Source organism: Methanobrevibacter sp. (assembly GCF_045120835.1).
Lineage (GTDB): Archaea > Methanobacteriota > Methanobacteria > Methanobacteriales > Methanobacteriaceae > Methanocatella.
The window spans coordinates 44,735-58,397 of sequence record NZ_JBGVFE010000034.1 but is presented as its reverse complement, the minus strand read 5'-3'; the positions used below and the strand labels follow the sequence as shown (position 1 = coordinate 58,397).

Annotated in this window: 12 protein-coding genes; 8 read left to right on the top strand and 4 right to left on the bottom strand. The window is 35.2% G+C overall.

Features of this window, described 5'->3' with window-relative positions; translation table 11 throughout:
* Positions 1 to 32: 32 nt before the first annotated feature.
* Together ACJMLO_RS03910 and ACJMLO_RS03905 are read left to right on the top strand one after the other, a co-directional pair.
* On the top strand, positions 33 to 1,421 hold the full coding sequence (locus tag ACJMLO_RS03910; protein ID WP_405294117.1) for a glutamate--cysteine ligase: 1,389 nt from the start codon (positions 33 to 35) through the stop codon (positions 1,419 to 1,421).
* Positions 1,422 to 1,569: 148 nt separating this feature from the next.
* Positions 1,570 to 2,544, top strand: coding sequence for an ABC transporter substrate-binding protein (locus tag ACJMLO_RS03905; protein WP_405294115.1), 975 nt, complete (start codon positions 1,570 to 1,572; stop codon positions 2,542 to 2,544).
* Between the two features lie 21 nt (positions 2,545 to 2,565).
* Here ACJMLO_RS03905 and ACJMLO_RS03900 read toward each other — a convergent pair whose 3' ends face one another.
* Genes ACJMLO_RS03900 through acs form a run of 3 tightly spaced genes read right to left on the bottom strand, consistent with a single transcriptional unit; the run spans position 2,566 to position 5,702 of the window.
* Positions 2,566 to 3,192: a DUF447 domain-containing protein gene (locus tag ACJMLO_RS03900; RefSeq protein WP_405294113.1), complete on the bottom strand. Its 627-nt coding sequence runs from the start codon at positions 3,190 to 3,192 to the stop codon at positions 2,566 to 2,568.
* Positions 3,189 to 3,548 (bottom strand): hypothetical protein, encoded by a 360-nt coding sequence (locus tag ACJMLO_RS03895; RefSeq protein WP_405294111.1) that lies wholly within the window; start codon positions 3,546 to 3,548, stop codon positions 3,189 to 3,191. Before ACJMLO_RS03895 ends, ACJMLO_RS03900 begins: the two co-directional genes overlap by 4 nt.
* A 57-nt stretch (positions 3,549 to 3,605) precedes the next feature.
* Positions 3,606 to 5,702, bottom strand: a complete 2,097-nt coding sequence (gene acs / locus ACJMLO_RS03890) for an acetate--CoA ligase alpha subunit (protein WP_405294109.1) — start codon at positions 5,700 to 5,702, stop codon at positions 3,606 to 3,608.
* A 275-nt stretch (positions 5,703 to 5,977) separates the two neighbouring features.
* Here acs and ACJMLO_RS03885 point away from each other — a divergent pair, with 275 nt between their 5' ends.
* On the top strand, positions 5,978 to 6,898 hold the full coding sequence (locus ACJMLO_RS03885) for a DUF2121 domain-containing protein (RefSeq protein ID WP_405294107.1): 921 nt from the start codon (positions 5,978 to 5,980) through the stop codon (positions 6,896 to 6,898).
* Between the two features lie 11 nt (positions 6,899 to 6,909).
* Entirely contained in the window at positions 6,910 to 7,833 is a 924-nt protein-coding gene (locus ACJMLO_RS03880) for an MBL fold metallo-hydrolase (RefSeq protein WP_405294105.1), read from the top strand.
* A 2-nt stretch (positions 7,834 to 7,835) separates the two neighbouring features.
* On the opposite strand, the gene aroC is transcribed toward ACJMLO_RS03880, so the two are convergent.
* The gene (gene aroC, locus ACJMLO_RS03875; protein ID WP_405294103.1) at positions 7,836 to 8,930 is read right to left on the bottom strand and encodes a chorismate synthase; all 1,095 of its coding nucleotides are present in this window, start codon (positions 8,928 to 8,930) and stop codon (positions 7,836 to 7,838) included.
* Between the two features lie 107 nt (positions 8,931 to 9,037).
* On the opposite strand from aroC, the gene hemB reads away from it, so the two are divergent.
* From hemB to ACJMLO_RS03855, 4 genes are all read left to right on the top strand, one after another.
* Positions 9,038 to 10,039, top strand: a complete 1,002-nt coding sequence (gene hemB / locus ACJMLO_RS03870) for a porphobilinogen synthase (RefSeq protein WP_405294101.1) — start codon at positions 9,038 to 9,040, stop codon at positions 10,037 to 10,039.
* A complete protein-coding gene (locus ACJMLO_RS03865; RefSeq protein ID WP_405294189.1) occupies positions 10,039 to 10,929 on the top strand; it encodes a triphosphoribosyl-dephospho-CoA synthase in 891 nt (296 codons plus the stop codon). Before hemB ends, ACJMLO_RS03865 begins: the two co-directional genes overlap by 1 nt.
* A 467-nt stretch (positions 10,930 to 11,396) precedes the next feature.
* Entirely contained in the window at positions 11,397 to 12,335 is a 939-nt protein-coding gene (gene mtrH, locus ACJMLO_RS03860) for a tetrahydromethanopterin S-methyltransferase subunit H (RefSeq protein WP_405294099.1), read from the top strand.
* Positions 12,336 to 12,576: 241 nt separating this feature from the next.
* Positions 12,577 to 13,611, top strand: a complete 1,035-nt coding sequence (locus tag ACJMLO_RS03855) for a tetratricopeptide repeat protein (RefSeq protein ID WP_405294097.1) — start codon at positions 12,577 to 12,579, stop codon at positions 13,609 to 13,611.
* Positions 13,612 to 13,663 lie beyond the last annotated feature (52 nt).

Sequence of the window (13,663 nt, the reverse complement as noted above, 5' to 3'; positions counted from 1 at the left end):
TAATATAACAAAGTTATTCAGTAGGGATGGAGATGAATTTAAAAAATGTGTCTAAATTATCTTCAAATGAAATATTGGCGGGTTCATTTGGTATTGAATGGGAAAGTTTACGGGCTAAAGACGATGGAAAATTATCTTTAACGCCTCATCCTGCAGTTTTTGGCGATAAACTTAAAAATCCATTGATAACTACTGATTTTTCAGAAAGCCAAATCGAAATCATAACTCCAACTTTTGATACGATTGATGATGCATTTGATACATTCTCCTTATTGTCTGATTTGGTTAATGCTTCACTTCCAGAAGATGAATATCTATGGTTTCAGTCAATTCCATGTATCTTGCCTTATTGGGATCAGATACCAATAGCGCAATATTCCCAAGAGGGTGAAGATTCACAAAAATACCGTGAAGATTTGGCTAAAAAGTATGGCGTTAAAAAACAAATGATTTCCGGAGTTCATTTCAACTTTTCATTCAGTGAAGACTTTTTAAAGAAATTATATGCTATTGAAGACTCTCACATGTCATTTAAGGAATTTAAAAATGGAGTCTATTTGAAAATAGCCAGAAATTATCTCAGATATTCATGGCTAATTATTTATCTGACAGGTTGTTCAATAGGTTCCCATAAGACATTTTCCAATGACTGCATTCATCTTATGGATGCTCGCGACGATTATGGAAGCTATTATTCAACAAAAGGACCTTCATTTAGAAATGCTTCTTGCGGATATAAGAATTTAAAGGAAATGTATCCATCATATGATTCCGTTGATGAATTTGTAAGGGATATTAATACTTTTATTGAAAATGGAGATTTGTCCGAAGCTAAAGAGTTGTATACTCAAATCAGATTGAAATCTAAAGATCCTAAAGATTTATTAAATTCTCTTAAAGAGGATGGAATTGAATACATTGAGATAAGAACCTTGGATATCAATCCATTCTATAAATGCGGCCTTGTAAGGCGTGACATGAAATTCTTGCATTTCTTTTTAATTTACATGTTCATTAAAGATGAATCGGATTATCCTTTATGGCAGAAGGAGGCTAAATTAAACGAAGAAAATACTGCTGAGAGAGCTTATGTTGATTCGATGAGATTGCTAAAAGATGGTAAGGAAGTTACTCTCAAACAGTGGGCCGCCGAAATAATCAATGAAATGTATGGAATGTGTGAAGTATTGGGCATCAACGATTTTTCCACTTTGAATTTCATGCTTAATAGAATTTCAAATCCTGATTTAACATATGGTAAAAGATTGTTAAAGCTAATCGAAAAAGACGGTTACATTAATACGCATATAATTCTTTCAAAGAACAATAAGCAAACCAGCATTAACAATCTGGAGAATTTCGACAAGTCCAATTGCAGGGAACTTGAAAAGTATGTTAATGTTGCCTTAGGCGGCAAATGATTTTTCCAAAATATTTATATAACTTGATATATAAGTATTAAATAGGGGATTCAATATAACAATTGTTAACTTAATTAAAAAGTAATTTATTTATAATATACTTTAAATAATATTAGTGTAATTAAGTTACTTAATTTACGGTGAAAAAATGAATAAGAAAATTACATTTGTTTTAGTGTTGGCACTTGCTGCATTCCTTGTTATGGGTTCAGCTAGTGCAGGACTTTTTGACTTTTTAGGCGGAAGTTCAGATGACACTGTAAAAATAGGTTATTTACCTTCAGATCATGATGCTGCATTATTTGTAGCAGATGCTCAAGGTTTATATAAGGATAAAGGAATTAACACCGAACTTGTTCAATTTAACAACGGTGGAGATTTAATGACTGCTATGGCTAGTGGTGATGTTGATGTGGGTTATGTAGGAATTTCTCCTGTATTGTCCTCTGCTGCTGCTGGCGTTCCTGTAAAGGTTATTTCTGCTGCTCAAATTGAAGGTAGTGGAATTCTTGTAACTGATGATTCTGATATTGATGATGCTAGCGATTTAGCAGGTAAAACTGTTGCAACTCCTGGTGAAGCATCAATCCAACATGTATTACTTTCAGCATACTTAAAAGAGAAAGGAATGTCTTTAGATGATGTTAACGAATCTGCAATGAAAGTGCCATCCATTAATGACGCTTTAAAAACAGGCAGTCTTCCTGCAGCAGTTACTTTCCAACCATATGTAAGTCTTGGTGTAACCGATGACAATATTGAGGAATTAGTTGATTCATCAGAAATCTTCCCAGGACACCCATGTTGTGTTGTAGCAGCTTCACAGGATTTCTTGGATAAGCATGCTGACACTGCTAAAGATATTGTTGCAATTCATGAAAATGCAACCAATTTCATTAATGATAATATCGAAGCAGGCAAAACCGATGAAGTTGTTAAATTATTACCTGAGGATATTGTTGCTAATGCGGATGCAGAAGCTAAATCATTAGAAAGTTTCCCATTCATCTCAGGTGTGAATGACACCTACAAAGCAAACGTGGATGCATTCCAAGAATTAGAAGTTCAATTAGGAATATTAAATGAAACTATTCCACACGATGACTTATATTGGGAAGCATAGTTAACCAAACTATGCTTTTTTTTAATTTTTTTCGTATTCTGCCTTTAAATCGGCGATAGCTTTTTTTGTTTTTTCGTCTGAAACCTTATCAATTATTCTCTGGTTTTCAATTAATCTGTCCATATAGGCTTTTCTTTTTGTTTCATCAACTATCTTATATCTTGAATAGTTTACAAGTGATTCTATCAATGCTGACATTCCTCTGTTGAATGCCTGTGCATTTTCATCATTAACAACGAATTCTCTGATTTTTCCTGTGATGAAGTAAATGCTGTTTTCACCTTTGATTGGGAAATTTTCTGGAGTTTTAATCTCAACATTTTCAACGTCCACAATAATGTAAGCGGGAGTGTTTTTAATGATTGCAATGTCTGAATCATTAGTGTAATATTCATCGCCTAAGCAATCTAGTGTGGCATAGGTGAAAACCAATGGATTTTGTGTGATGTTAACTACATATTCTTTAGTATCTAGAATGTTTTTCAGCGTTTTTGATCCTTCAAAGATGTGGCAGTGAACCTTGTCCTCTCCCAGATATCTAAATGCGAAGGCACCGGCATTTTTCTCTCCATCTTTACTGATTGTGGTTGTAATGCATTCATATTGAAGGTCTTTCTTGATTCCGATTTTTTCCAAATCGCAATTCATCTAATCACTTCCTCATGGGTAAACGCTTCAGCAATCTTGTTGAAGTTATTAAATAAGATTATCAGTGAGTCTACAACCGCTTCAAGCTGATCATTGTCTATGGATTCCAACAATTCGATATAATGTGGAAATGTTTTTCGTCCATTTCGGAAGAATAGATAGTATTCATTAAGATTAACTTCTTCTTGGTTTAAATCATGAACAATGTCAAGGTATAATCTGTTTAAATCATTAAAGCTTTCGTTAAACATGGTTTCAATTTCTTCAATTGATTCATTATTCTCTAATTTTTCTAAAGCTTTATTTAACCAGATTATTGAAATAGTATATAATTCTAAATCGATTTCACCATCCATATTTTCACCAAAAAAAGATTAAAAATAAAAAAAAGTTAATTTCTCAAAAGAGAGAAATTATAATTTGATTTTAATATCTAGTGCACTTGAACCTTCTTCGTAAACAAAGATTGGGTTGATATCAAGTTCTGATATTTCCGGGAAGTCTAAAGTTAATCTGGCTACCCTTTTGATGGCTTCCTTGACTTCTTCAACATCACAAGGTGCTTCTCCCCTGTATCCTTCAAGCAGTTTGGACACTTTGGTTGATGCAATTTGTTCTTCAATTTCATCGGAACTCATACCTTTTGCGAGGTTGAATGATACGTCTTCAATAAGGTTAACGTAGATTCCTCCCATACCGAATGCAATCATAGGGCCGAATTGCTTGTCACGAATCATACCGACAATGACTTCCTCACCGGAATCCATCATTTTTTGCACTTCCACACCGTCAGGAACAATATCCGGGTGTGCAGCTTTGGCATTAGCAATGATTTCATCATATGTTGCTTTTGCTTCTTCGGCGCTGCTGATTCCTACTTTCACACCGCCAATGTCTGATTTGTGTAAAATCTTATCTGATGCGATTTTAAGTACAACAGGGAATTCCATTTCTTCTGCGAGTTGGGCGGCTTCATCAGCACTGGTTGACAATTTGATTGGTGCGGCGGAAATTCCATAGGCTTCAGCTACGGCGTATGCTTCACTACCAAGTAAAGTGTCTCTGCCGTCGGCTTTGACTTTATCGAATATTGCTTTTACACCGTCCTTGTCAACGTCATCGATTTTTTCAATTACATCATCGTATTTTTTGTCTTTTAATCCAGCAAATTTAACCATTGCTTCCAGTGCTTTTACAGCAGTTTCTGGGAATACATAGGTTGGCACACCGTTTTCCCTTAAAGCGTCATTTGCCGCTTCAAAAGATGGCCCTCCCATATTTACAACAATAATTGGTTTATCGAATTTCTGTTTTTCTTCAAGAATAGCATTTGCGATTCCGTCAGGATCGGCTGATGCAGTAGGACAAACCATAACGATTAGACTGTCAACATCTTCGTAACCTAAAACAAGTTCTAATGATTCTTTGTATCTGATTACTGGTGCATCTCCCAATACATCGATAGGGTTTTTGGCACTTCCTTCATCAGTTACGCATTCTTTTAATTTTGCAGTGGTTTCTTCATCAAACTGAACAAGTTGGAGTCCTGCCTTTTCCATTGCGTCAACGGTAAGTACTCCTCCACCACCGGCATTAGTAATAATGGCTACTTTGTCTCCTTTTGGAAGAGGTGCTTTTGAGAATGCTAAACCTAAGTCAAATAACTCTGCCATGGTTTCTACACGCATGATTCCAGATTGGTGGAAAGCGGTATCAAATGCCAGGTCACTACCAGCTAAGGCTCCTGTGTGTGAGGATGCTGCTTCTGCTCCTGCTGAACTTGAACCGGATTTAAGCACGATAATAGGTTTTTTGTGAGCGGTTTCTCTCATTGTTCTTACAAAGTCGTCATCATCAGAAATGGATTCAAGATAACAGATGATTACATTGGTTTCGTCATCTTCTGCCAAGTACTGTAGCAGTTCGATTTCGGTTACTCCAGCTTTGTTACCTAAACTGATAACTTTACTGAATCCAATTCCGGAAGTTACACTCCAATCGATGATAGCTACCATCATAGCTCCACTTTGTGAAATGAATGCCATATTTCCTGTTGGCGGCATCATCTGTGAAAATGATCCGTTAAGAGGAGTGTGTGAATCGGTGATTCCTAAACTATTTGGTCCAATAATGTTTATACCATATTCTTTACCAAGGGCAGTTAATTCTGCTTCGAGTTTAGCACCTTCTTCGCCAACTTCTTTAAAACCGGCGGTGATAACTACCATATTTTCAATACCTACTTCACCACATTCCTTAACAGCAGTATTTACGAATGGGGAAGGGATAGTTATGATTACTAGGTCTACTTTTCCAGGCACGTCTTTTATATTTGCGTAAGCTTGTTTTCCAAGAATCTCCCCACCTTTTGGGTTTACAGGATAGATTTCGCCTTCAAATCCATCATTGATGAGGTTGTCAACAATGATATATCCTACTTTTCCAGGTGTACTGGAAGCTCCAATAACAGCTACGGATTCAGGTTTAAACATCTTATTGAGATCTATCATAAGTTTTTCTCCTGTTGTTTTTATATTAGTCATGTTAATTTATAATGATAAATAATTAACATTTAATATAATTATATTTATTGTTATATTATTATTTAAATATATTCTTTAATCCTCAAAAACTGTTTAATTTTCTTTTTGATTTTGTTTAACAATGAAATTAATTTGCTTATTTAACTTCTATTAACATTTATAATAGATGATAACTAAAAATATATATAAATAATAAATAGTTGATATTTTATAAATTTAAAAATATCAAATTAGGAGATATTATGAGCTTAATTATCGCTTATGTTGGAAAAAAAGGATGTGTAATGGCGAGTGATAAAAGAAAAATAGGATATTTCGGTGATAAAAAGAATTTGAACTTATTGGAAAAAGAATTATATGAAGGTAAAATAGACAATGATGATGACTTTCTAGCAAGAGCTAATGAACTTGGCATTTCAATTAAAATCACTGATGATGCTAACAAGCTCAAGATAATCGGAAACACCATCCGTGGAGAAGTAAGTACCAAAGGAACATTTGAAACAAGAAGAAGACGTATTTATGGAACTACAAATGGTTATCAGATTATTGAATTATTGGGTTCCGATACTGAAAAGCGTCAGGCTGGTGAAAATGGGGTCATTATCTTTGGAAATGAGTATGCAAAGCGGCTGGCTGAAACATTAATCAAAAGAAAATGGAAACCTTCTCTGAGCCTTAGATATATGGGGGAGATTTTCGAAAGTATTTTGGAAGAGGTTGCTTCTAAGACCCCTACTGTAGGCAAAAAAGTTGATGTATTGATGCAACAACCTAAATTTGACAAAGCTGAAGCTCAAAGACATTTGAATATCACAATTGATCATGACATTAAGGTTTTGACCAAATTTAGACAGGAATTGACTGAAAAATTGGTTCAACAAAGCATTGAAATTGAAAGGGCCAATAAGATTATTGATAAGGGCGAAGTAGGTAAGGTTGTCAATATTGATGGGAATATGTTGTTTGTTCAATTGAACAAAGATGTCCAAGCACTTGACGATAATTGGAAACAACGTGCAGGCCCAGGTCAAAATGTTTTAATGTTTACAGACAGCGATAATGTAAAAATAGGAGATAAAGTTGTCATTGAAAATGAGGATTTGTGTCTTAAAAAGGATAAGTCTTCATTGCAATGCGATATTATTTTATGTTCATTATAGCTGGGATTTAAATGAAGATTACTTTTTTAGGAAGCGGCGGAGGAAGATTTTCCGCAATTAGTCAACGAAGAATGACTGGTGGTTTTCGTATTGATAATCTTGGAGGAAAAAACTACCATATCGATCCGGGTCCTGGAGCGCTTATAAGAACTTATCAATTCGGTTTTGACCCGCGTAATTTAAGTGGGGTAATTGTTTCCCATTCACATACGGACCATTATAATGATGCTGAAGTTTTGATTGAAGCCATGACAAGAGGAATGACAAAAAGCTTGGGAACTATTGTCGGCAGTGAAAGTGTTCTTGATGGATATGAAAAATGGGGTCCCTGCATTTCATCCTATCATCAATCCAAGCCCGATAGGATTATATTAAAGCCGGGAGAATATAGTCAATTGAATAATGTCAAAATTAAGGGCACATCCACTTCACATGGCGATCCGACCGGAGTGGGTTTTCAAATAGATTTCAGAGGTTTCAAGTTATCCTATACTTCAGATACCGCTTATTTTGATGGATTGGGCAAGGAACATAAGGATGCAGATATTCTTATAGCCAGTGTATTGAGGCCGGGAAACCGTTCAATCAATGGTCATATGTGTACACGCAACTTTATGGATTTGATTGAGGAAGTACAACCTCAGGTTGCAGTAATGACACATTTGGGGCTAAAAATGATTTCAAGCAATCCTGTAACTGAAGCTAAAAAGATTTCTAAAAAAACTGGTGTCAAGACAATTGCCGCATATGATGGATTGTCATTTAATGTCAATTACAATAATCCAAAGAGATTCAGGCTGATTTCCCTTAAGGATGTTCAGTCATCCATTCATAGCACCAGTCATGCACTGTATGAAAGTGAAAGAAAGAATTCCTACCAATTAGCTTTCAAACATAAGGAATTTGATGAGTTTTCAATGCTAAGAAAACGTTAGTGTTATATATTCAGGTTTGCGGGATGAATGAATCCTGAACGAATCATGTGGTCTGCAAGAACAATTGCAGTGCTTGATTCGGCTACTGCTGTCACTCTTGGACAGATGCAGGGATCATGACGTCCTTTTATTTCTATTTTTTTGTTTTCCATTTTTTCCAAATCAATTGAATCCTGACATTTGGAAATGGATGGGGTTGGCTTGACTGCAATTCTGGATACGATTGGCATTCCATTGCTCATGCCTCCAATTATTCCTCCAGAGTTGTTTGTTTTTGTTGTAACTTTATTGTCATTAATTTGGTATTCATCATTAATCTGTGAGCCGGTATGGGTTGATACGTCAAATCCAAGGCCGATTTCAACTCCTTTCACTGCTCCGATGTTCATTAAAATTCGTGCCAAGTCACCATCAAGTCTGCCGAAAACAGGTTCTCCCAATCCTTGAGGAACATTAACTGCAATAGTTTCTACAATACCTCCAATAGAGTCTCCAACTTCTTTTTTTGCTAAAATTAATTCTTCCATTTCTTTTGCGGCTTTCAGATCCCCACAGCGAACAGGATTTTTTTCAATATTTTCTTTGAGGGTTTCAAAATCATGTTTTGAAGCTTTAATGTCTCCGATTTGAGTAACATGGGAAATGATTTCAATATTGTGAATTTTTAATAATTTTTTGGCTATGGCTCCGCCAATAACATGGCCAATTGTAACTCTGCCGCTTCCACGACCTCCTCCATTATAGTCATAGTTTCCATATTTGCTCATCCAGCCGAAATCCCCATGAGACGGGCGAGGAGTATTTTTAAACATGGAATAGTCTTTTGATTTCTGATTTTTATTGAAAACAACTCCGGCAATTGGAGTTCCGTCAGTTTTTCCTTCAAATATTCCTGACAATATCTGAACTTCATCATCTTCTTTTCTTGGGGTGGTAACGCTGCTGGTTCCAGGTTTTCTTTTGTTTAATTCTTTTTGTATATCTTCAGCACTTAATTCAAGGTTTGCTGGGCATCCGTCAACAATGGCACCTACTGCAACACCATGGCTTGAACCAAATGTTGTGACTTTAAATTTTTCTCCTATTGAATTTGACATGTTTGGCCTCATTTTAACAATTAGTTATCTATTTGAAATTTTAATTATTTATTATTTTAGTAATATTTTAAATATTTTCAAATCAAATTATTAACTAAGTGATTATTATGGAATTTCCAACTACAAGAATGAGAAGACTTAGAAAAAATGCTAAAATCAGAAATATTGTACGTGAAACCAAACTTCAAAAAGAAGACCTGATTTATCCAATTTATTTTAAGGAAGAATTGGAAGGAATGGAAAAGGAGGAAATATCTTCACTTCCAGGTGAGTTCAGGTATTCTTTGGATAGTGGAGTGGAGTTTGCCAAACAATTGGAATCTAAGGGATTGAAATCTATAATTGTATTTGGAATACCAAAAGAAGAAACTAAAGATGAAATTGCGACTCCTGACTACTCAGCAACAGGCATTGTTCAAAAGGCGATTCGCAAACTTAAAAATGAAACCAATCTTGTGGTTATAAGTGATGTCTGTTTATGCCAATACACTTCACATGGGCACTGTGGAATGATTGTTGAAAACGAGGATACTGACGATGGAATTGAGATATTGAACGATGAATCACTTCCAATCATTGCAAAAGTTGCGCTGTCTCATGCGCAGGCAGGTGCAGATATAGTTGCCCCTTCTGATATGATGGATGGAAGGGTTGGTGCCATTCGTGAAACATTGGACGAAAACGGATTTTATAATGTCATGATAATGTCCTATTCTGCAAAATATGCCTCTGCATTTTATGAACCGTTCAGAGTTGCCGCTTGCTCATCCCCTCATGCGGGAGACAGGAAATCCTATCAGATGGATCCTGCCAATGCAGTTGAAGCAATTAGGGAATGTGAACTGGATGTAATCGAAGGTTGCGACTTTTTGATGGTAAAGCCTGCACTTCCGTATCTTGATGTCGTTCGCATGGTTAAGGATGAGTTCATGTTGCCATTGGTAGCTTATAATGTAAGCGGAGAATATGCAATGATTATGGCCGCCATTGAAAAAGAATTTTTAACAGAGAGAGCCATTTTAGAATCACTGCTTTCTATTAAAAGAGCTGGAGCCGACTTGATAATCACTAATTTTGCCCCATACTTACTTTTAAACGGGTTGATATGATGAAGCAAAATGAAATTGCAAAAATGGTTCAGATTGCCTCAGCTCTGGAGGTAAGCGGTTATCCGAAGCCTGGAAATGTTCACAGAACTCGTGATTTTCCAGATATGGAATTTGAAGATTTTGTAATCAGTGGAATTGTAATTGGAGATACAATTCGTGAAGCCTGCACTGATGTGGATGTAGACAATCCTATGCTTGGAAAATACATATTGCAGGCGGTAGCTGAAACTGACCGGTGGATTAAAAACAATACCAACTTGGGAATTGTCATGATGACTACACCAATTGCAGTTGCAGCAGCCATCAGCGACTCGTTTGAGGATATTCGCGAAAACGTTAAACTGGTTATGGGAAATACTTCGGTTGATGATGCATGCGATTTGTACGATGCAATCAACATTGCTGATGCCGGTGGAATGGGTGACCAGGATGAGTATGATGTGGCAAGTGATAGTGCTAAGCAGGAGTTGCGGGACAATGGTCAGACAATGTATGATGTTTTGAAAATCTCAGCTCCTTGGGACATGCTTGCCCGTGAGATGACTTCGGATATGCCTGCAGTTTTTGAAATCGGTTATCCGACTTATCATGAGTTGATCAGGGATAAATCTAAAACTGATGCTTGCGTTTTGACATTTTTAACAATTCTGTCTCAAGTTCCTGATACCTTGATTTCAAGAAAATACGGATCAGATGAAGCATTGAAAATTTCCATGATGATAAGGGATTTGCTTAAATTAAAGGACAGTCCGGATTTTGGTGATAGGCTTAATGAATTTGATGATTATCTATTCGAAAATAAGTATAATCCGGGGACCACTGCGGATTTGACTGCGGCTTCTATTTTTGTAAGTTATCTGAAGGATTATTTTGATTTGAAATCATCATGATTTCTTTTTTTATTATTTTTGTAAAATTTAGTTTACTCTTGTTATTTTTCAAATTAATTTGTTTGATTAATCTGGAACAAAATTTTTCTCCGAATATCTTTTTATTTTAATTAAAACTAATTTATTATTCTTATTTTACGGATTTGTCACTAAATTTTAAGTTAATTTTTATAATCATGATTAATTATGATTAATTTTATTTTTTGTATTTTTTGCAATTAATTGATTAGTGTAAAGCGGATTTAACTTATTTTCAATTTTGTTTGTTTTATTTTCAATTTTTATTTATTTTGATAGTTTCTATTTAATTATTTATTTTTTTAAATAATATTTAATATTTTTATAATTTTTTAGATTTTGTATAGAAATATTTATATATTATTAATTTTAATATTTATTTGACTTAACTTTAATTTTTTTAAAATACAATTGAATTGTTAAGTCGAAAATTGAAGAGGTTTAAATAAATGTTTAAATTTGATAAAGAACAAGAAGTTTTTGACTTCGCTGGAGTCAAAATGGGTGGACAACCGGGGGAATATCCTACAGTTCTTGCAGGAACAATTTTCTACGGTGGACACAATATTCTTAATGATGAATTAACTGGTGACTTTGATAAAGCTAGGGCTGAACAACTGATTAATGATATGGCTGCCATTTCGGATGTAACTGGTAATCCCTACATTGTACAAGTTTTCGGACAGACCGTTGAGGCCCTTCCAAAGTATATTGAATATGTTGGTGAAATCTGTGATGCTCCATTTCTTATAGATTCAACTTCCGGTGATGCAAGAGTTGCTGGTGCACAGTACGCTGATGAAACTGGATTAACAGAAAGAGCAATATACAACTCAATCAACATGGCTGCAGATAAATCCGAACTGGATGCACTTGCTGAAACAAACATTTCCGCTTCCATTATATTGGGATTCAATCCAATGAATGCTACCGTTGAAGGTAAAATGAACATGTGGGAAAACGGAGATGACGGAGCATATGAAAAAGGGTTACTTGAAGTAGCTGCTGAATGTGGTGTGGACAGATTCATGATGGATACTGCAGTAACTCCATTAGGTCAGGGTGCAGGTATTGCCGCCAGAACATCTTTTGCAGAAAAAGCAAAATGGGGTTATCCTGTAGGATCTGGAATTCACAACGTTCCATCAGCATGGGACTGGTTAAGGGAATATAAAAAGGCTGGAAACAAAACTGCATTTACCGTTTGTGATATTGGCGCAAATATCGTACAGGTAATGTGTGCTGGGGATTTTGTTTTATTTGGACCTATTGAGAATGCAGACATTGCATTCCCTGCCGTAGCTCAAACAGACATGTTTATCTCTGAAGCTGCAAAACCATTGGGAACAGAGCCTGTTGATTATCACCCTATGAACAAATTGGTATAAACTTATCTAATTAAGACATTTCAGACCTCAACGTCGATTTGTTGTAATATCATGAAAATGATATTTTCAAATCTAAACATTAATCCAAAATACCGAATTAGCACTGGATCAAGCACATCCAGTGCTTTAATATTGTTTGTGACTTTTTTTGCTTTTGTGATTTTGTGCTTTGTTGCACTTGCCTAAATTATATTCACTTTCCCAACAGACATCTTTACCACTAATATTAAAGGGTGTAAAGATGAAAGATAATGAGAATAAAACAAGTGAATATCAATATTTGTTGGATATGGCTGACAGATTATGGCTTCAAGACAAATTTGAGGAAGCATTGGAAATTTTAGATGAGATTCCTCATGACTGCAAGGAATATTCTACCTCCCTGTACATGAAATCGATGATTATGGGCATGAGGGGAGATAAGGAAAATTCATTTAATGCGTTCAAGGAATTTATATTTGAGGAATTCGGTCCGGATTTTGTTGATATGGATGAGGAATATAAGCCAATTGATATGAATGATCCTGAAGAATTGTTTTATTGTGGTTTAACTGAATTTTATATTTTTAATGATTATGAGAGTGCCATTAAATATTTTGATTTGTCTTTAAAGTTGAACGATAATCAAAATGAAGTTTTGCGCTACAAGGCATTGTCCTATGCATATTCGGGAAAGCTCAAAAAGGCAATTAAAACAATTGATGTTTTAATAAAAATCGATTCTGATAATCCGGCATACTGGAATGATAAGGGAATGATTTTATCTCAATTGAATCATATCTCCAAGGCTCATAAGGCATTTGATAAGGCTATTGAAATTGAGCCAGCTTCCATTCCCTGGACAAATAAGGGAATTTTATATTATAGGGTAGATAATTTTGATGAAGCTCTGGAATGTTTTAAAAAAGCAATAAAATTGGATTCTAGTGATATTGAAGCTATAGTTAGTTTGGCAGGATTGTATTCGAAGTTGGAGGATTATGATGCTGCAGAGAGATATTTTGAAATGGCAGAAAAAGTCGATGAAGGGAATATTGTCTATCTCGTTGAGCGCGGAAAGCATTTGCTCAATCAAAATCAGTTTAAAAAGTCAATAGAATATTTTGACAGGGCTTTGGAAATTGATAATGAATTGGCAGATGTATTGATGTATAAGTCTATGGCTTTAAGTGAGATGGGTATGGACTGTGAATCTGAAGTCTGCTTTAAAAGGGCCATTGATTTGGATCCGGATTCAATCAATATTTTTGATGAGGTTTTGATAATTGAGGAATAATATTCTATTAAATGTTTAAAATATTTTGAGAAATGGGTTTTGACCATATATT

What these genes read in the sequence shown, in the direction of transcription:
- ACJMLO_RS03865 (WP_405294189.1), top strand. Translation starts at nt 10,039, where the DNA reads ATGAAGCAAAATGAAATTGCAAAAATGGTTCAGATTGCCTCAGCTCTG.
- ACJMLO_RS03880 (WP_405294105.1), top strand. Translation starts at nt 6,910, where the DNA reads ATGAAGATTACTTTTTTAGGAAGCGGCGGAGGAAGATTTTCCGCAATT.
- ACJMLO_RS03885 (WP_405294107.1), top strand. Translation starts at nt 5,978, where the DNA reads ATGAGCTTAATTATCGCTTATGTTGGAAAAAAAGGATGTGTAATGGCG.
- aroC (WP_405294103.1), bottom strand. Translation starts at nt 8,930, where the DNA reads ATGTCAAATTCAATAGGAGAAAAATTTAAAGTCACAACATTTGGTTCA.
- ACJMLO_RS03855 (WP_405294097.1), top strand. Translation starts at nt 12,577, where the DNA reads ATGAAAGATAATGAGAATAAAACAAGTGAATATCAATATTTGTTGGAT.
- hemB (WP_405294101.1), top strand. Translation starts at nt 9,038, where the DNA reads ATGGAATTTCCAACTACAAGAATGAGAAGACTTAGAAAAAATGCTAAA.
- ACJMLO_RS03895 (WP_405294111.1), bottom strand. Translation starts at nt 3,548, where the DNA reads ATGGATGGTGAAATCGATTTAGAATTATATACTATTTCAATAATCTGG.
- acs (WP_405294109.1), bottom strand. Translation starts at nt 5,702, where the DNA reads ATGATAGATCTCAATAAGATGTTTAAACCTGAATCCGTAGCTGTTATT.
- ACJMLO_RS03910 (WP_405294117.1), top strand. Translation starts at nt 33, where the DNA reads ATGAATTTAAAAAATGTGTCTAAATTATCTTCAAATGAAATATTGGCG.
- ACJMLO_RS03905 (WP_405294115.1), top strand. Translation starts at nt 1,570, where the DNA reads ATGAATAAGAAAATTACATTTGTTTTAGTGTTGGCACTTGCTGCATTC.
- ACJMLO_RS03900 (WP_405294113.1), bottom strand. Translation starts at nt 3,192, where the DNA reads ATGAATTGCGATTTGGAAAAAATCGGAATCAAGAAAGACCTTCAATAT.
- mtrH (WP_405294099.1), top strand. Translation starts at nt 11,397, where the DNA reads ATGTTTAAATTTGATAAAGAACAAGAAGTTTTTGACTTCGCTGGAGTC.